General features: G+C 61.4%; 15 protein-coding genes and 2 tRNA genes. All 17 read left to right on the top strand.

What is annotated here, in order from left to right:
* The first annotated feature begins 2 nt into the window (after positions 1–2).
* The 17 genes from leuD to AC4IHP_RS22935 all read left to right on the top strand — a co-directional run bounded on the left by leuD (position 3) and on the right by AC4IHP_RS22935 (position 17,482).
* The gene (gene leuD / locus AC4IHP_RS23015; protein WP_024012386.1) at positions 3–647 is read left to right on the top strand and encodes a 3-isopropylmalate dehydratase small subunit; all 645 of its coding nucleotides are present in this window, start codon (positions 3–5) and stop codon (positions 645–647) included.
* A gap of 132 nt (positions 648–779) precedes the next feature.
* Positions 780–1,547 carry a class I SAM-dependent methyltransferase gene (locus AC4IHP_RS23010; protein WP_490832843.1) on the top strand — a complete coding sequence of 256 codons (768 nt, stop codon included), beginning with the start codon at positions 780–782 and terminating at the stop codon, positions 1,545–1,547.
* A 55-nt stretch (positions 1,548–1,602) separates the two neighbouring features.
* The gene (gene leuB, locus AC4IHP_RS23005) at positions 1,603–2,685 is read left to right on the top strand and encodes a 3-isopropylmalate dehydrogenase (RefSeq protein ID WP_460117937.1); all 1,083 of its coding nucleotides are present in this window, start codon (positions 1,603–1,605) and stop codon (positions 2,683–2,685) included.
* A gap of 66 nt (positions 2,686–2,751) precedes the next feature.
* The gene (gene asd, locus AC4IHP_RS23000) at positions 2,752–3,864 is read left to right on the top strand and encodes an aspartate-semialdehyde dehydrogenase (protein ID WP_071171651.1); all 1,113 of its coding nucleotides are present in this window, start codon (positions 2,752–2,754) and stop codon (positions 3,862–3,864) included.
* 246 nt (positions 3,865–4,110) lie between these two features.
* Complete coding sequence (locus AC4IHP_RS22995) at positions 4,111–5,121, top strand: aspartate-semialdehyde dehydrogenase (protein ID WP_122506453.1); 1,011 nt, start codon at positions 4,111–4,113, stop codon at positions 5,119–5,121.
* Between the two features lie 209 nt (positions 5,122–5,330).
* Positions 5,331–7,994: a motility hub landmark protein FimV gene (locus AC4IHP_RS22990; protein ID WP_490832842.1), complete on the top strand. Its 2,664-nt coding sequence runs from the start codon at positions 5,331–5,333 to the stop codon at positions 7,992–7,994.
* A gap of 266 nt (positions 7,995–8,260) precedes the next feature.
* Positions 8,261–9,085 (top strand): tRNA pseudouridine(38-40) synthase TruA, encoded by an 825-nt coding sequence (truA, locus tag AC4IHP_RS22985; protein ID WP_181424119.1) that lies wholly within the window; start codon positions 8,261–8,263, stop codon positions 9,083–9,085.
* A 64-nt stretch (positions 9,086–9,149) separates the two neighbouring features.
* Entirely contained in the window at positions 9,150–9,782 is a 633-nt protein-coding gene (locus AC4IHP_RS22980; protein WP_490832841.1) for a phosphoribosylanthranilate isomerase, read from the top strand.
* 199 nt (positions 9,783–9,981) lie between these two features.
* A complete protein-coding gene (accD, locus tag AC4IHP_RS22975) occupies positions 9,982–10,902 on the top strand; it encodes an acetyl-CoA carboxylase, carboxyltransferase subunit beta (protein ID WP_016773939.1) in 921 nt (306 codons plus the stop codon).
* Positions 10,899–12,206, top strand: a complete 1,308-nt coding sequence (gene folC, locus AC4IHP_RS22970; protein ID WP_460117946.1) for a bifunctional tetrahydrofolate synthase/dihydrofolate synthase — start codon at positions 10,899–10,901, stop codon at positions 12,204–12,206. The genes accD and folC overlap by 4 nt, the downstream gene beginning before the upstream one ends.
* Positions 12,190–12,840: an SPOR domain-containing protein gene (locus AC4IHP_RS22965; RefSeq protein WP_460117948.1), complete on the top strand. Its 651-nt coding sequence runs from the start codon at positions 12,190–12,192 to the stop codon at positions 12,838–12,840. Before folC ends, AC4IHP_RS22965 begins: the two co-directional genes overlap by 17 nt.
* A 98-nt stretch (positions 12,841–12,938) precedes the next feature.
* On the top strand, positions 12,939–13,499 hold the full coding sequence (locus AC4IHP_RS22960) for a CvpA family protein (protein ID WP_016773942.1): 561 nt from the start codon (positions 12,939–12,941) through the stop codon (positions 13,497–13,499).
* A gap of 41 nt (positions 13,500–13,540) precedes the next feature.
* The gene (gene purF, locus AC4IHP_RS22955) at positions 13,541–15,046 is read left to right on the top strand and encodes an amidophosphoribosyltransferase (protein ID WP_003226416.1); all 1,506 of its coding nucleotides are present in this window, start codon (positions 13,541–13,543) and stop codon (positions 15,044–15,046) included.
* A 71-nt stretch (positions 15,047–15,117) separates the two neighbouring features.
* Complete coding sequence (locus tag AC4IHP_RS22950) at positions 15,118–16,329, top strand: O-succinylhomoserine sulfhydrylase (protein WP_490832840.1); 1,212 nt, start codon at positions 15,118–15,120, stop codon at positions 16,327–16,329.
* Complete coding sequence (locus AC4IHP_RS22945; protein ID WP_263469561.1) at positions 16,326–17,102, top strand: SDR family oxidoreductase; 777 nt, start codon at positions 16,326–16,328, stop codon at positions 17,100–17,102. Before AC4IHP_RS22950 ends, AC4IHP_RS22945 begins: the two co-directional genes overlap by 4 nt.
* A 175-nt stretch (positions 17,103–17,277) precedes the next feature.
* Positions 17,278–17,353, top strand: a tRNA-Val gene (locus tag AC4IHP_RS22940).
* Between the two features lie 55 nt (positions 17,354–17,408).
* Positions 17,409–17,482, top strand: a tRNA-Asp gene (locus AC4IHP_RS22935).

Below are 17,482 nucleotides of genomic sequence, written 5' to 3'. Positions count from 1 at the left end.
AGATGAAGGCATTTACTCAGCACACTGGTCTTGTCGCGCCTCTGGATCGTGCCAACGTCGACACCGATCAGATCATTCCCAAGCAGTTTTTGAAGTCGATCAAGCGCACCGGCTTCGGTCCGAACCTGTTCGACGAGTGGCGTTATCTGGATGTCGGCCAGCCGTATCAGGACAACTCCAAGCGCCCGTTGAACAAGGATTTCGTCCTCAACGCCGAGCGTTATCAGGGTGCCAGCGTATTGCTCGCCCGCGAGAACTTCGGCTGCGGCTCGAGCCGTGAGCACGCGCCGTGGGCGCTGGAAGAGTACGGTTTCCGCAGCATCATCGCGCCGAGCTACGCCGACATCTTCTTCAACAACAGTTTCAAGAACGGCCTGCTGCCGATCATTCTCAGCGATGCAGAAGTTGATGAACTGTTTAAGCAGGTTGAAGCCGAGCCGGGTTATCAATTGCAGATCGACTTGCAGGCGCAGACCGTGACCCGCCCGGATGGCAAGGTGTACAGCTTTGAGATCGATGCGTTCCGCAAGCACTGCCTGCTCAATGGTCTGGACGATATCGGCCTGACCTTGCAGGACGGCGATGCGATTGCGACGTTCGAGGCCAAGCATCGGGTTAGTCAGCCGTGGTTGTTTCGCGACGCCTGATTTGAGATTGATGTAGTCGGGGCTGGCCCCTTCGCGAGCAGGCTCGCTCCCACCTTGGAGTGCATTCCCCTGTGGGAGCGAGCCTGCTCGCGAAGACGGCAGCGCAAACAACATAGATACCAGGATGTGACCATGACCAGCACCGCCCAACACACTCAGGTCGTACAAAAGCAATTCGGTGAACAGGCCGCCGCCTACCTGAGCAGCGCCGTGCACGCTCAAGGCACCGAATTCGCATTGCTACAGGCTGAGCTGGCCGGGCAGGGCGAGGCTCGTGTACTGGACTTGGGTTGCGGCGCAGGCCATGTCAGTTTCCACGTCGCTCCATTGGTCAAGGAAGTGGTCGCCTACGACCTGTCGCAACAAATGCTCGACGTGGTTGCCGGCGCTGCCGTCGATCGCGGCTTAGGCAACATCGTTACCGTCAAGGGCGCAGCCGAGCGCTTGCCGTTCGCCGATGGCGAGTTCGATTTCGTGTTCAGCCGGTATTCGGCGCATCACTGGAGCGACCTTGGCCTGGCGTTGCGCGAAGTACGCCGGGTGCTGAAGCCAGGCGGCGTGGCGGCGTTCGTTGATGTGTTGTCACCGGGCAGTCCATTGTTCGACACTTACCTGCAAAGCGTTGAGGTGCTGCGCGACACCAGCCATGTGCGCGACTACTCCGCCGCCGAGTGGCTGCGCCAGGTCAGCGAGGCCGGTCTGCAGGTGCGCAGCACCACCCGTCAGCGCCTGCGTCTGGAGTACGGCAGTTGGGTCGAGCGCATGCGCACGCCTGAAGTGATGCGCGCGGCGATCCGCCAGTTGCAGCAGTCGATGGGCAATGAAGTGCGTGAGTATTTTGAGATCGATGCCGACGGCTCGTTCAGTACCGATGTGATCGTACTGATGGCCGAGCGCTAAGAATTTTTCCCGGCGCGCCTTTCAGTGGCGCACCGCTTGAAGACACGAGGAAAGCATGAGCAAGCAGATTCTGATTCTCCCGGGTGACGGTATTGGTCCGGAAATCATGGCCGAAGCGGTCAAGGTGCTGGAATTGGCCAATGACAAGTACAGCCTGGGCTTCGAGTTGAGCCACGACGTGATCGGTGGTGCGGCCATCGACAAGCACGGCGTGCCGCTGGCCGACGAAACCCTCGATCGTGCCCGTGCTGCCGATGCCGTGCTGCTCGGCGCGGTCGGTGGTCCGAAATGGGACACTATCGAGCGTGACATCCGCCCTGAGCGCGGTCTGCTGAAGATTCGTGCGCAACTGGGCCTGTTCGGCAACTTGCGTCCGGCGATTCTGTATCCGCAGCTGGCCGATGCGTCGAGCCTGAAGCCGGAAATCGTTGCCGGCCTGGACATCCTCATCGTCCGTGAGCTGACTGGCGGCATCTACTTCGGCGCGCCGCGTGGCACCCGTACGCTGGACAATGGCGAGCGTCAGTCCTACGACACCCTGCCGTACAGCGAAAGCGAAATCCGCCGCATCGCTCGTGTCGGTTTCGACATGGCCATGGTGCGTGGCAAGAAACTCTGCTCGGTGGACAAGGCCAACGTGCTGGCGTCCAGCCAACTGTGGCGTGAAATTGTCGAAGAAGTGGCCAAGGATTACCCGCAAGTCGAACTGAGCCACATGTACGTCGACAACGCCGCCATGCAACTGGTGCGCGCACCCAAGCAGTTCGACGTGATCGTCACCGACAACATGTTCGGCGACATCCTCTCCGACGAAGCGTCGATGCTCACCGGTTCGATCGGCATGCTGCCTTCGGCCTCGCTGGATTCCAACAACAAGGGCATGTACGAGCCGTGCCACGGTTCGGCCCCGGACATTGCCGGTAAAGGCATTGCCAACCCGCTGGCGACGATCCTGTCGGTGTCGATGATGCTGCGTTACAGCTTCAATCTGCACGACGCTGCCGATGCCATCGAAAAAGCCGTCAGCGTCGTGCTCGATCAGGGCTTGCGCACCGGCGACATCCACTCCGCCGGTTGTACCAAAGTCGGTACGCAGGAAATGGGCGACGCAGTAGTCGCCGCGCTGCGGAATCTGTAATCTCTCGGGCCCGCTGCGAAATTCAATACAAAGCAGCGGCCCACTTTTCAAGAAGGTGTAGTTGCGATGAAACGTGTAGGTCTGATCGGTTGGCGCGGGATGGTCGGTTCCGTGCTCATGCAGCGGATGCTGGAAGAGCAGGATTTCGATCTAATCGAGCCGGTGTTTTTCACCACTTCCAACGTCGGTGGCCAAGGCCCGTCCGTGGGCAAGGACATTGCTCCGCTCAAGGACGCTTACAGCATTGACGAGCTGAAGACCCTCGACGTGATCCTGACCTGCCAGGGCGGCGACTACACCAGCGAAGTATTCCCCAAGCTGCGCGAAGCCGGCTGGCAGGGTTACTGGATCGACGCGGCGTCGAGCCTGCGCATGAACGATGACGCGGTGATCATTCTCGACCCGGTCAACCGCAAGGTCATCGACCAGCAACTGGACGCGGGCACCAAGAACTACATCGGCGGCAACTGCACCGTCAGCCTGATGCTGATGGGCCTGGGCGGTCTGTTCGAGGCCGGTCTGGTCGAATGGATGAGCGCCATGACCTATCAGGCGGCCTCCGGTGCCGGCGCGCAGAACATGCGTGAACTGATCAAGCAGATGGGCGCGACCCACGCCGCTGTCGCCGATCAACTGGCCGACCCGGCGAGCGCGATCCTCGACATCGACCGTCGCGTGGCCGAGGCCATGCGCAGCGAAGCGTACCCGACCGAAAACTTCGGTGTACCGCTGGCCGGCAGCCTGATCCCGTGGATCGACAAGGAACTGCCGAACGGCCAGAGCCGCGAAGAGTGGAAGGCCCAGGCCGAGACCAACAAGATTCTCGGTCGCTTCAAGAGCCCGATCCCGGTCGACGGCATCTGCGTGCGCATCGGCGCCATGCGCTGCCACAGCCAGGCGCTGACCATCAAGCTGAACAAAGACGTACCGATTGCCGATATCGAAGGGCTGATCAGCCAGCACAACCCGTGGGTCAAGCTGGTACCGAACAACCGTGAGATCAGCATGCAGGAGCTGAGCCCGACCAAGGTCACCGGTACCCTGAATGTACCGGTCGGTCGTCTGCGCAAGCTGAACATGGGTTCGCAATTCGTCGGTGCCTTCACCGTCGGCGACCAACTGCTGTGGGGCGCGGCCGAACCGCTGCGCCGCATGCTGCGGATCCTGCTGGAGCGTTGATCGCTTGAAGTTGTGAAAGAGCCCGCGCCTTGTGAGAGGTGCGGGTTTTTTTATGCCAAGGATTTCTCCGGTGTCTGTGCTGCCGTCTTCGCGAGCAGGCTCGCTCCCACATTGAAACGCGGTCTCCTGTGGGAGCGAGCCTGCTCGCGAAAGGGCTGGTACAGCCGCCGCAAATCCCGCAGAAATTGCCTGTGCGCCACCCACCCGGTAAAGTGCCGCTCCCCCCGTTTTGCCAGAGGTAGCTCCATGACCCAGACTTTCGATATCGCCGTTATCGGCGCCACCGGTACTGTCGGCGAAACCCTCGTACAGATTCTCGAAGAGCGCGATTTCCCGGTCGGCAATCTGCACCTGTTGGCCAGCAGTGAGTCGGCCGGCAGCTCGGTGCTGTTCCGCAACAAAAACGTACGTGTGCGCGAGGTCGACGAGTTCGATTTCAGCAAAGTCAGACTGGTGTTTTTCGCTGCCGGCGCTGCGGTGTCGCTGAGCTACGCCGCTCGCGCCCATGCTGCCGGTTGCTCGTTGATCGACCTGTCCGGCGCGTTGCCTGCGGATCAGGCGCCACAAGTGGTGCCCGAGGCCAATGCCGATATTCTCGCCAGTCTGAAAAGCCCATTCCAGGTCAGCAGCCCAAGCCCGTCGGCCACTACGCTTGCAGTGGTGCTGGCGCCGCTGCTTGATCTGCTCGATCTGCAATACGTCAACGTCACCGCCAACCTGGCCGTTTCCGCCCAAGGTCGTGAGGCGGTCACCGAACTCGCGCGGCAGACTGCCGAGCTGCTGAACATGCGTCCGCTGGAGCCGACTTTCTTTGATCGGCAAATGGCTTTCAACCTGCTGGCCCAGGTCGGCACGCCGGATGCCCAGGGTCACACGCTGCTGGAAAAGCGTCTGGTACGCGAGTTGCGCCAGGTGCTGGCAAAACCTTTATTGAAGATTTCTGCCACTTGCGTTCAAGCCCCGGTGTTTTTTGGCGATAGCTTTAGCGTGACCTTGCAGTCAGGCAGCGCTGTTGACCTGGAAAAGGTCAACGCCGCGCTCGAGGCTGCACCGGGCATCGAGCTGGTCGAGGCCGGCGATTATCCGACCGCTGTCGGCGATGCGGTGGGGCAGGACGTGGTCTACGTCGGCCGCGTGCGCAGTGGTGTCGACGACCCGGCGGAACTAAATCTTTGGCTGACGTCAGATAACGTACGCAAAGGCGCGGCGCTCAATGCCGTGCAACTGGCTGAGTTGTTGATAAAAGACCTGCTGTAAAAGATACTTGGCAACAATTTGTCGACTGATTCTAGGTGAGCGCTATGCTTGCCCGAAGCACGTCGATGACGAGTCACCCTCCGGGACTTTCCGGGGCAGCACAGAAATGATCGCGCGCGGCGACCCTCGTCGTCGCGTGCAATGCCTTACGGCAGCGGTATTCAAAAGCTTCTCGCTGGCCGAGGAACGTTCAAACAAAGGATGAGGCTATGGTTCAAGTTCGCAAACTGGTGTTAGCAATAGCGGCCGCCTCGGCGCTGTCCTCCGGTATGGCGCATGCCCTCGGGCTCGGGGAGCTGACCCTGAAGTCGACCCTGAACCAGCCGTTGGTGGCTGAAATCGAGCTGCTCGACGTCAAGGATCTCACTGCCGCCGAGGTGGTGCCGAGCCTGGCTTCCCCTGAAGATTTCGCCAAGGCCGGCGTCGATCGTCAGGCTTTTCTCAATGACCTGACGTTCACCCCGGTGCTCAACGCCAACGGCAAAAGCGTGTTGCGCGTGACCTCGAGCCAACCGCTGTCGGAACCGATGGTGAAGTTCCTCGTGCAGGTGATGTGGCCCAATGGCCGCCTGCTGCGTGATTACAGCGTGCTGCTCGATCCGTCGAAGTTCTCGCCGCAGACCGCTGACGCTGCCGCGCAACCGGCGCCGTCACAGACCATCACTGCGCCAACCACTGGCGCCACCCATCGCAATCAATACACCACCACGCCGCGCGACACCCTGTGGGAAATCGCCGCGAAGGCGCGCAATGGCGGCTCGGTGCAGCAGACCATGCTGGCGATTCAGGCGCTCAATCCGAATGCCTTTATCGACGGCAACATCAACCGCCTGAAAACCGGTCAGGTGTTGCGTCTGCCGGACCCGGTGCAAAGCACCGCGTTGCCGCAATCGGCAGCCATCGCTGAAGTGGCGGCGCAGAACGAAGCCTGGCGTCAGGGCCGTCGTTACGTGGCCAAGCCTGGCACCGGTCAGCAGCAGTTGGATGCGACCAATCGTGGCCGAGGCAACACGGGGGCGGCGCCCAATACTCAGGACAACCTGAGCCTGGTCTCGGCGGAAAGCGCCAAGCCCGGCGCAAAAGGCCCGGCGGGCGACGCCAAGGCACTGAGCAACAAACTGGCAATCACTCAGGAAAACCTCGACACGACCCGTCGTGACAACGAGGAACTGAAAAGCCGCATGGCTGATCTGCAGAGCCAGTTGGACAAGCTGCAAAAACTCATCGAGCTGAAGAACAATCAATTGGCGAAGATGCAGGCCGACGGCGCTGGCGCCGGCGCTGCGCCTGGCGCCAACGGTGCTGTGCCGCCGGTGCCGGCGATCACTGCCGAACTGGCCGCGACACCGCCTGCCACTCCGGCCGACGCCGCAGCGGCCTCACCAACTCCCGAATCGGCCATCGCGCCGCCAGCGGAAACCCCGGTTGAGCCAGTCGTCGAGCCGGTGGTCGAAACCACGCCGCCTGCTGCCGACGATGACAAAGCCTTCAACGAACTGCTGACCAATCCGATCCTGCTCGGCCTGATCGGCGGCGGTGCGGTGGTTCTGCTGCTTCTGCTGTTGCTGTTGGCGCGCCGTCGCAAAGCCCAGCAGGAAGCCGAAAAGCACCTGCGCATGGCCCGCGCTCTGGCTGAAGAGCAAGAGTTCTCCGCTGAGCAGGATCTGCCGGAAAGCAGCTTCTCTGGCCTGGAAACTCCAGCGGCCAGCGTCAAACTCAATACGCCCGCTCCGGCACCTGCGCCAACTCCAGCACCGGTCGTCGCTCCGGTGGTGATGGCTGCGCCGATTGCCGCGCCTCTGGTGGCCCCGGCCGGCGAACGCTCTGATGACGTGCTCGACAAAGCGCAATCGCACATCAATGCCGGTCGCCTGAATCAAGCCGCCGCGCTGTTGGAAGAAGGCGTCAGCCTCGAGCCGGAACGCAGCGATCTGCGCCTGAAGCTGATGGAAGTCTACGGCCAGCAGGGCGACCGCGATGCGTTCGTCGCGCAAGAGCGTCAACTGGTGGCCAACGGCGACAACTTCGCCAAGGTTGAAGCACTGAAAAGCCGCTTCCCGGCCATGGCGGTGGTCGCTGCCGGTGGGCTGGCGGCTGCCGCCGTCGCTGCCGAGCTGGACGCGCAGTACGTCAAGGAATTGTTGCAGGACGAGCCACAAGCGCCTGAGGCTGCCGCTGACGATCTCGACACGGCGTTCGATTTGAGCCTGGACGATCTCGACAACATCACCCCGGTCGATCCTGCGCCAGTGGCCGAGCCAGAAGCGCCGGTCGAGCTCGACGCGTTCCCGGCTGAAGACGATCTGAGCTTCGCCTCGGTGCTGCAAGAGCAGACCGAGATGAAAGACAATCTCGACGATCTGTCGGACTTCGATCTGGACATGGATCTCGGCGCCGAACCATCGCCGGCCACGTTGGCTGAAGATGACTTCCTGCTGGATCTGGACGACGGCGTGAAGGACTTGCACCCGGTCGAAACGCCGGTAGTTGCTGACGTGCCGCAGGACGACCTGGAGCTGCCAGCCGATTTCGACCTGTCACTGGCCGACGAAATGGACAGCAACCCAGCCGCCGAGCCGGACGCCTTCGCGGCCGAGCTGGACGACGTCAATGCCGAGCTGGATCGCCTGTCGCAAAGCATGGCCGAGCCGAGCTTCACCGAAGCGGACGCTGCGTTGGGTGACGATCTGGGCGAAGACGATTTCGACTTCCTCGCCGGCACTGACGAAGCCGCGACCAAACTCGATCTGGCCCAGGCCTACATCGACATGGGCGACGCCGACGGTGCGCGTGACATCCTCAACGAAGTGTTGACCGAGGGTGATGAGAAGCAGCGGGGCGAGGCCAAGGAAATGCTTTCCAACCTGGCATAAGTTCAGCGGTAAACGATAAGCGGCAGCCCGGTGGGGCTGCCGTTTTTGTTTGTGCCGAATTCTGCGGTGTCTGATCGATTGCTTTCGCGAGCAGGCTCGCTCCCACAGGGGGACGCATTGCAAATGTGGGAGCGAGCCTGCTCGCGAAGAGGGCGGTACTGCCGATAGAGAACTCTGGCATCCCCAGCCCACCGCCTTATAATGCCCGCCTTTGCAAATCAGCAGGCTGTCCCATCTTGGCAAACATAGATAACCCGGTCGCCGAAATGGCGCCCGACGGCTTTTACCGTGTAGCGCTGGGCGTTGAGTACAAAGGCTCGCGCTACAGCGGCTGGCAGCGGCAGCTGACCGGCGTGGCAACGGTGCAGGAAGAGCTTGAAAAAGCCCTGTCGAAAGTCGCCAATTCGCCGGTTTCCCTGCAATGCGCCGGGCGTACCGATGCCGGCGTGCATGCCTGCGGCCAAGTGGTGCACTTTGACACTCAAGTTGATCGCTCGCTGAAAGCCTGGGTCATGGGCGCCAACATCAATCTGCCCCATGACATCAGCGTCAGCTGGGCCAAGGTCATGCCGGCGCATTTTCACGCGCGGTTCAAAGCCATTGCCCGGCGTTATCGCTACGTGATCTACAACGACCAGATCCGCCCGGCGCATCTCAACGAAGAAATCACTTGGAATCATCGCCCGCTTGACGCCGAGCGCATGGCCGAGGCGGCGCAGTACCTGATCGGTACCCACGATTTCAGCGCGTTCCGGGCCGGTCAATGCCAGGCCAAGTCGCCGATCAAGAAGATGCATCACCTGCGCGTGACCCGTCACGGCAAGATGATCGTGCTCGACATTCGTGCCAATGCCTTCCTGCATCACATGGTGCGCAATATTGCCGGTGTGCTGATGACCATCGGTGCCGGGGAGCGCCCGGTGGAGTGGATGAAGGAAGTGCTGGAGAGTCGCGAGCGCCGCTCCGGCGGGGTGACGGCGCATCCGTACGGGCTGTATCTGGTACAGGTCGAGTACCACGACGAATTCCCGTTGCCAGAGCGTTTTATCGGGCCACATTTCCTTACGGGTTTCTCCGAACTTGACGGCTGACGCCCTCGAACGCTTTTGTTACCATCCGGGACGTTTTCGGATTTTGCCTTGAGGTTTTCCTGACATGTCAGCCGTTCGCAGCAAGATCTGCGGCATTACCCGCATCGAAGATGCGCTGGCCGCCGTCGAAGCCGGCGCCGATGCGATTGGTCTGGTGTTCTACGCCAAGAGCCCGCGTGCAGTGAACGTGCAGCAGGCAAGGGCGATCATCAAGGCGTTGCCGCCGTTCGTCACCACCGTGGGGCTGTTCGTCAATGCCAGTCGTTGCGAGCTGGGAGAAATCCTCGATGCGGTGCCGCTGGATCTGCTGCAATTCCATGGCGACGAAAGCGCGGAGGAGTGCGAAGGCTGGCATCGTCCGTACATCAAAGCACTGCGAGTCAAGGCTGGCGATGACATTGCCGCCGCCTGCGATGCCTTTCCCGGCGCCAGTGGCGTACTGCTCGACACGTATGTCGAAGGGGTGCCCGGCGGAACCGGCGAGGCGTTTGACTGGTCACTGATTCCGCAACGCCTGAGCAAGCCGCTGATTCTGGCCGGTGGCCTGACGCCGGAGAACGTTGCCGGCGCGGTGGCACAGGTCAAGCCCTACGCGGTGGATGTCAGCGGCGGGGTAGAGGCGAGCAAAGGCATCAAGGATCACCACAAGATTCGCGCATTCATCAACGCGGTGCGCGGCAATACATCGTCGATGTGACGGCTGGCAGTCTGCGGCCGTCCATCAATGCACTTGCACAAAGCAGGCGCGGCTGAGGGTTGCTGAATCGTACGCAGGTCATGTTTCGCGCTGACCGCGACTCTTCATCGATCATCGCCACACACATGAATTTAGCTCAAGGGCATACGCGGGGCTGCGAACCAGAGCGTTCGGGCCGCCGGTACTGGAGAAAGAAAGCATGAGCAACTGGTTAGTAGACAAACTGATCCCTTCGATCATGCGCTCGGAGGTCAAGAAGAGCTCGGTGCCTGAAGGTCTGTGGCACAAATGCCCATCCTGCGAGGCGGTGTTGTACCGTCCGGAGCTGGAAAAGACCCTGGACGTTTGCCCCAAGTGCAACCACCACATGCGCATTGGCGCACGTGCGCGCATCGACATTTTCCTCGATCCGGAAGGCCGCAACGAACTGGGTGCTGACCTGGAGCCGGTTGACCGTCTGAAATTCCGCGACGGCAAGAAGTACAAGGATCGCCTGGTTGCTGCGCAGAAGCAGACCGGCGAAAAAGACGCGCTGATTTCGGTCAGCGGTACCCTGCTGGGCATGCCGGTGGTAGTTTCGGCGTTCGAATTCAACTTCATGGGCGGTTCCATGGGCGCCATCGTCGGTGAGCGCTTCGTGCGCGCTGCCAACTACGCACTGGAAAATCGCTGCCCGATGATCTGCTTCGCCGCCTCCGGTGGTGCACGCATGCAGGAAGCGCTGATCTCGCTGATGCAGATGGCCAAGACCTCGGCCGTGCTGGCGCGCCTGCGTGAAGAAGGCATTCCATTCATTTCCGTACTGACCGACCCGGTCTACGGTGGTGTTTCCGCCAGTCTGGCGATGCTTGGCGACGTCATCGTTGGCGAGCCGAAAGCCCTGATCGGCTTCGCCGGTCCACGTGTCATCGAGCAGACCGTGCGCGAGAAACTGCCGGAAGGCTTCCAGCGCAGCGAATTCCTGCTGGAGCACGGCGCCATCGACATGATTATTCACCGTCAGGAACTGCGCCCGCGTCTGGGTAACCTGCTGGCGCAGATGACCGGCAAGCCGACGCCGAAATTCGTCGCCGCGCCAATCGAGCCGATCGTGGTACCGCCGGTGCCTGCCAACGTATGACCCAGCGCACCCTTGGTGAATGGCTCGCCTACCTCGAGCAGTTGCATCCGTCGGCCATCGACATGGGCCTGGAGCGTTCGCAACAGGTAGCGTCCCGCATGGGGCTGGGCCAGCCGGCGCCTCGGGTGATCACGGTCACCGGCACCAACGGCAAGGGTTCGACCTGCGCGTTCGTGGCTTCGTTGCTGCGTGCCCAGGGCCTGAGCGTTGGTGTCTATAATTCTCCGCACCTGCTGCGTTACAACGAGCGGGTGCAGCTCAACGGCGTCGAAGCCACTGACGCGCAGCTCTGCGAAGCCTTTGCTGCGGTCGAGGCGGGCCGCGGCGAGACTTCCCTGACTTACTTCGAAATGGGCACTCTGGCAGCGTTCTGGCTGTTTCAGCAGTCTGCGCTTGACGCTGTAGTGCTTGAAGTGGGTTTGGGTGGGCGTCTGGACACGGTCAATGTGGTCGATGCCGATATCGCGCTGGTCACTAGCATTGGCGTCGATCATGCCGATTATCTAGGCGATACCCGCGAGTCCGTAGCCTTCGAGAAGGCCGGAATCTTCCGCCAGGGCAAGCCCGCTTTGTGTGGCGATCTGAATCCTCCGCAACCACTGCTCGACAAGGCACGCGAACTGGCGTGTCCGTTTTTCCTGCGTGGACGCGATTTCGATCTTGGCATCACCGAGCAGCATTGGCAGTGGCGCGGTACCGATGCGCAGGGCCAGGCGGTCGAACTGCGTGACTTGCCGCTGCTCGATCTGCCGATGGAGAACGCCGCGCTGGCGTTGCAGGCCTATCTGCTGACAGGGTTGCCGTGGAATGCCGCACAGATTGTCCCTGCATTGCAGGCGACACGCGTGGTCGGACGCCTCGATCGTCGTTCGTTCGAGTGGAATGGCAAGCGCCTGAATCTGTTGCTGGACGTCGGTCACAATCCGCATGCCGCTGAATATCTTGCGCGTCGTCTGGCGGCGCGGCCGCCGGCTGGCAAGCGCCTGGCGGTGTTCGGCCTGCTGGCGGACAAGGATCTCGATGGTGTTGTTGGCGAATTGAATGCTAGTGTCGCGCATTGGGCTGTCGCACCGCTGGATTCGCCGCGCGCGCGTCCGGTGGCTGAACTTGAGGCAGTGCTGCAGAACCTTGGTGCTTCGGTTACGTCCTATGCCAGCGTTGCGGCCGCTCTGGAAGGGCAGTGCGCAGTTGCGACCAGCGACGACGAGATTCTCTTGTTCGGATCATTTTATTGTGTCGCCGAGGCCCTTGAATGGCTGGCCCGGCGCTCCACGGAGGAAGCGGCAAATGGCTTTGCTGGATAAAGCGTACAAGCAGCGCATGGTCGGCGCTTTGGTGCTGGTGGCGCTGGCGGTGATCTTCCTGCCGATGCTGTTTTCCCGCCAGGACGAGCAGCGTCAGGTGACCGTCGAGGCCCCGGCTGCGCCTCAACCCTCGGCCATGCCGCAAGTGCAAATGGACCCGGTGGCTGTACCTGAGCCGCAGGCTTTGCCGCAAGAGCCGGTGCCGACCGACGAAGAAGTTGCTGAAGAAACCGCGCCGGCCGCACCGGCGGCTCCGGCACCGACCATCCCTGCGCAGATCGCCCGCCCGGCAACGCCGCCACCGGTGGCCAAGCCGATTCCGGCGCCGGCTCAGCCGATCACATCCGCAACCAGCAAGCCTGACACCACGCAGAGCCGCGTCGATGCGAACGGTCTGTCGGTAAGCTGGTCGGTGCAACTGGCCAGTCTGTCGAGTCGTGCCAGCGCCGAAAGCCTGCAGAAGAACCTGCGCAGCCAGGGTTACAACGCGTATATCCGTTCGGCCGATGGCAAGAATCGGGTTTTCGTCGGTCCGCTGATCGAGCGTGCCGAAGCCGATCGTCTGCGCGATCTGCTCAGCCGTCAGCAGAACCTCAAAGGCTTCGTTGTCCGTTTTCAGCCTGAACGTGGCTGAAATCTATCACCTCGATTGAAAAGCACTGACAATCGCAGCTTACCGACAGCCATGCGCTCTGCTAAAATGCGCCGCCTTATCCGTCTGTAGGCTGCACTGTGCCATTTACCTGGGTTGACTGGGCGATCGTTGCAATCATCGCCATCTCCGCATTGATCAGTCTGAGCCGCGGCTTCGTGAAAGAAGCATTATCGCTGCTGACCTGGATCATCGCAGGAGCGGTTGCCTGGATGTTTGGTGGCTCACTGTCCGAGTACCTCGCCGGATACATCGAAACCCCATCGGCTCGCGTGATTGCGGGCTGTGCCATCATGTTTGTCGCCACACTGATCGTGGGCGCAATGATCAATTATCTTATCGGCGAGTTGGTTCGCGTCACCGGGTTATCCGGGACCGATCGATTCCTCGGCATGGCCTTCGGCGCAGCGCGTGGCGTGTTGCTGGTGGTCGTGGCGGTCGGGCTGTTGAGCCTGGGGCCGGTACAGCAGGACGGGTGGTGGAAAGAATCACAGCTCGTGCCCAAGTTTCTATTGGTCGCCGACTGGTCCAAAAACCTGATACTCGGGTGGAGCAGTCAGTGGCTTGCCAGCGGAATCAGCGTACCCGCTGAGATTCCGTTCAAGGAGCAGCTCTTGCCGACGGCGAAAACGCCTCAGTGAGTGTTGCTCAGTTCAGATCCATTAAGTAGGGGTTGCGTCGCATGTGTGGCATCGTCGGTATCGTCGGTAAGTCGAACGTCAATCAGGCGCTGTATGACGCGCTAACCGTGCTCCAGCACCGCGGCCAGGACGCTGCCGGTATCGTGACCAGCCATGATGGCCGGTTGTTCCTGCGCAAGGATAATGGCCTGGTGCGTGACGTGTTCCAGCAGCGTCACATGCAGCGTCTGGTCGGCCACATGGGTATCGGCCACGTCCGTTACCCGACTGCCGGCAGCTCGACGTCGGCCGAAGCCCAGCCGTTCTACGTCAACTCGCCTTACGGCATCACCCTGGCGCACAACGGTAACCTGACCAACGTTGAACAGTTGGCCAAAGAGATCTACGAATCCGATCTGCGTCACGTCAACACCAGTTCCGACTCGGAAGTGCTGCTCAACGTCTTCGCCCACGAGCTGGCCCAGCGCGGCAAGCTGCAGCCGACCGAAGAAGACGTGTTCGCCGCCGTGACCGACGTGCACAACCGTTGCGTGGGTGGCTACGCCGTCGTTGCGATGATCACCGGTTACGGCATCGTTGGTTTCCGCGACCCGCACGGCATCCGTCCGATCGTGTTCGGCCAGCGTCATACCGACGAAGGCGTCGAGTACATGATTGCCTCGGAAAGCGTTTCGCTGGACGTGCTCGGGTTCACCCTGATCCGCGACCTCGCCCCGGGCGAAGCGGTGTACATCACTGAAGACGGCAAGCTGCACACCCGTCAGTGCGCAACCAACCCGTCGCTGACTCCGTGCATTTTCGAACACGTCTACCTGGCGCGTCCGGACTCGATCATCGACGGCGTCTCGGTGTACAAGGCGCGTCTGCGCATGGGTGAGAAGCTCGCCGAGAAGATCCTGCGCGAGCGCCCTGAGCACGACATCGACGTGGTCATCCCGATTCCGGACACCAGCCGTACTGCAGCGCTGGAACTGGCCAATCACCTGGGCGTGAAATTCCGCGAAGGCTTCGTCAAGAACCGTTACATCGGTCGCACCTTCATCATGCCGGGCCAGGCTGCGCGCAAGAAGTCGGTACGCCAGAAGCTCAACGCCATCGAGCTGGAATTCCGTGGCAAGAACGTCATGCTTGTCGATGACTCGATCGTGCGTGGCACCACCTGCAAGCAGATCATCCAGATGGCCCGCGAAGCCGGTGCGAAAAACGTCTACTTCTGCTCGGCGGCACCTGCAGTGCGCTTTCCGAACGTCTACGGTATCGACATGCCAAGCGCCCACGAACTGATCGCCCACAACCGTTCGACCCAGGACGTGGCTGATCTGATCGGCGCCGACTGGCTGATCTATCAGGACCTGCCTGACTTGATCGAAGCGGTCGGCGGCGGCAAGATCAAGATCGAAAACTTCGATTGCGCGGTATTCGATGGCAAGTACGTGACCGGTGACGTCGACGAGGCTTACCTGGACAAGATCGAACAGGCGCGCAACGATGCCTCGAAGGTCAAGACCCAGGCAGTCAGTGCGATCATCGATCTGTACAACAACTGAGTTTCCACCGGCCCTGAGGGGCCGGTTTTGTATCTGATATTTATTGTTCGAGAACAGCAAGGAGAGACAGCATGAGTCAGGAATGGGATGCCGGTCGGCTGGACAGCGACCTCGAAGGCGTAGCGTTCGATACCCTGGCCGTCCGTGCCGGTCAGCACCGCACGCCGGAAGGCGAGCACGGTGATCCGATGTTCTTCACCTCCAGCTACGTGTTCCGCACCGCTGCCGATGCGGCGGCGCGCTTTGCCGGCGAAGTGCCGGGTAACGTCTACTCGCGTTACACCAACCCGACCGTGCGCGCATTCGAAGAGCGCATTGCCGCGCTGGAAGGCGCCGAGCAAGCCGTCGCCACGGCAACCGGCATGGCCGCGATCATGGCGGTGGTGATGAGCCTGTGCAGCGCGGGCGATCACGTGCTGGTGTCGCGCAGCGTGTTCGGCTCGACCATCAGCCTGTTCGAGAAGTATTTCAAACGCTTCGGCGTCGAAGTCGATTACGTACCGCTGGCCGATCTGTCGGCCTGGGATGCGGCAATCAAATCCAACACCAAACTGCTTTTTGTCGAATCGCCGTCCAATCCGTTGGCCGAACTGGTGGATATCGCCGCGCTGGCAGAAATCGCTCATGCCAAGGGCGCGCACCTGGTGGTCGACAACTGCTTCTGCACCCCGGCGTTGCAGCAGCCGCTGAAGCTGGGCGCGGACATTGTCGTGCACTCGGCGACCAAGTTCATCGACGGTCAGGGCCGCTGCATGGGCGGCGTTGTCGCCGGTCGCAGCGAACAGATGAAAGAAGTAGTCGGCTTCCTGCGGACCGCCGGGCCGACCCTCAGCCCGTTCAATGCGTGGATCTTCCTCAAAGGGCTCGAGACGCTCAACCTGCGCATGAAAGCTCATTGCGCCAACGCTCAGGCGCTGGCCGAATGGCTGGAGCAGCAGGACGGCATCGAGAAAGTCCATTACGCCGGTCTCAAGAGCCATCCGCAGCACGAGTTGGCCCAGCGCCAGCAGAAGGGCTTCGGTGCGGTGGTCAGCTTCGAGGTCAGGGGCGGCAAAGAAGGCGCCTGGCGCTTTATCGATGCCACGCGGTTGATTTCGATCACCGCCAATCTCGGCGACAGCAAAACCACCATCACCCATCCGAGCACTACCTCCCACGGCCGTCTGGCGCCGCAGGAGCGTGAAGCGGCAGGCATTCGTGACAGCCTGATCCGCGTCGCGGTCGGTCTGGAAGATGTGGCTGACCTGCAAGCCGACCTGGCGCGCGGTCTGGCGGCGTTGTGATCGAGTTGTCCACACCGGCGGCCAATACCCATGGCCGCGTGGCGCTGGTCACTGGCGCTGCGCGCGGCATTGGCCTCGGAATTGCCGCCTGGCTGATCAGCGAAGGCTGGCAGGTGGTGCTGACCGATCTCGATCGGGCACGTGGTTCTAAAGTGGCGAAGGTGCTCGGCGAGAACGCCTGGTTCATCGCCATGGACGTCGCAGACGAAAATCAGGTCGCGCTGGGCGTGGCCGAGGTATTGGGGCAGTTTGGTCGCCTCGATGCGCTGGTCTGCAACGCAGCGGTGGCCGATCCGCACAACATCACTCTGGAAAGCCTCGATCTGGCGTATTGGAATCGGGTGCTGGCGGTGAATCTGAGCGGGCCGATGTTGCTGGCCAAGCACTGTGCGCCTTATCTGCGTGCGCACAACGGTTCGATCGTCAATCTGGCCTCGACCCGTGCGCGACAGTCGGAGGCGGACTCCGAGGCGTATGCGGCGAGCAAGGGCGGGCTGTTGGCGCTGACCCATGCGCTGGCAATCAGCCTTGGACCGGAAATCCGCGTGAACGCAGTCAGTCCCGGCTGGATTGATGCGCGTGATCCCTCAGTGCGTCGCGCCGAACCTTTGGCCGATGCCGATCATGCCCAGCATCCGGCGGGCAGGGTAGGGACGGTCGAGGACGTGGCGGCGATGGTGGCGTGGTTGCTGTCGAGAAATGCCGGCTTTGTCACCGGCCAGGAATTCGTTGTCGATGGCGGCATGACCAAGAAAATGATTTACGAGCAGTGAAGTTAGCTTCGAGCTTCAAGCTGCAAGCTAAAGCAAGACGCTGATGTGCCTGCTTTAGGTGATCCTGCTTTTTCTTGCAGCTTGCAGCTAAAACCCGTTTTTGAAAAAAACTCCAATCCTGCTATTGACTTAGCTTCGCCACCTGCGTAAATTTCGCGGCCTCGGAGATGCAAACGGGTGATTAGCTCAGCTGGGAGAGCGTCTGCCTTACAAGCAGAATGTCGGCGGTTCGATCCCGTCATCACCCACCACTCCTGAGAAGCTTGCGCAAGCAAGAGAGTAGGCTGAAAGTGCCTGCACCGACGCGCAGCGGTAGTTCAGTCGGTTAGAATACCGGCCTGTCACGCCGGGGGTCGCGGGTTCGAGTCCCGTCCGCTGCG

This window comes from Pseudomonas sp. UF-293 (assembly GCF_058245595.1).
This window is presented reverse-complemented; position numbering and strand designations above follow the sequence as displayed.

Bases quoted from the DNA above. Each gene is read 5' to 3' on its own strand.
- purF (WP_003226416.1), top strand. From the start codon at position 13,541: ATGTGTGGCATCGTCGGTATCGTCGGTAAGTCGAACGTCAATCAGGCG.
- leuB (WP_460117937.1), top strand. From the start codon at position 1,603: ATGAGCAAGCAGATTCTGATTCTCCCGGGTGACGGTATTGGTCCGGAA.
- AC4IHP_RS22965 (WP_460117948.1), top strand. From the start codon at position 12,190: ATGGCTTTGCTGGATAAAGCGTACAAGCAGCGCATGGTCGGCGCTTTG.
- AC4IHP_RS22950 (WP_490832840.1), top strand. From the start codon at position 15,118: ATGAGTCAGGAATGGGATGCCGGTCGGCTGGACAGCGACCTCGAAGGC.
- leuD (WP_024012386.1), top strand. From the start codon at position 3: ATGAAGGCATTTACTCAGCACACTGGTCTTGTCGCGCCTCTGGATCGT.
- AC4IHP_RS22995 (WP_122506453.1), top strand. From the start codon at position 4,111: ATGACCCAGACTTTCGATATCGCCGTTATCGGCGCCACCGGTACTGTC.
- truA (WP_181424119.1), top strand. From the start codon at position 8,261: ATGGCGCCCGACGGCTTTTACCGTGTAGCGCTGGGCGTTGAGTACAAA.
- asd (WP_071171651.1), top strand. From the start codon at position 2,752: ATGAAACGTGTAGGTCTGATCGGTTGGCGCGGGATGGTCGGTTCCGTG.
- AC4IHP_RS22980 (WP_490832841.1), top strand. From the start codon at position 9,150: ATGTCAGCCGTTCGCAGCAAGATCTGCGGCATTACCCGCATCGAAGAT.
- AC4IHP_RS23010 (WP_490832843.1), top strand. From the start codon at position 780: ATGACCAGCACCGCCCAACACACTCAGGTCGTACAAAAGCAATTCGGT.
- AC4IHP_RS22990 (WP_490832842.1), top strand. From the start codon at position 5,331: ATGGTTCAAGTTCGCAAACTGGTGTTAGCAATAGCGGCCGCCTCGGCG.
- folC (WP_460117946.1), top strand. From the start codon at position 10,899: ATGACCCAGCGCACCCTTGGTGAATGGCTCGCCTACCTCGAGCAGTTG.
- accD (WP_016773939.1), top strand. From the start codon at position 9,982: ATGAGCAACTGGTTAGTAGACAAACTGATCCCTTCGATCATGCGCTCG.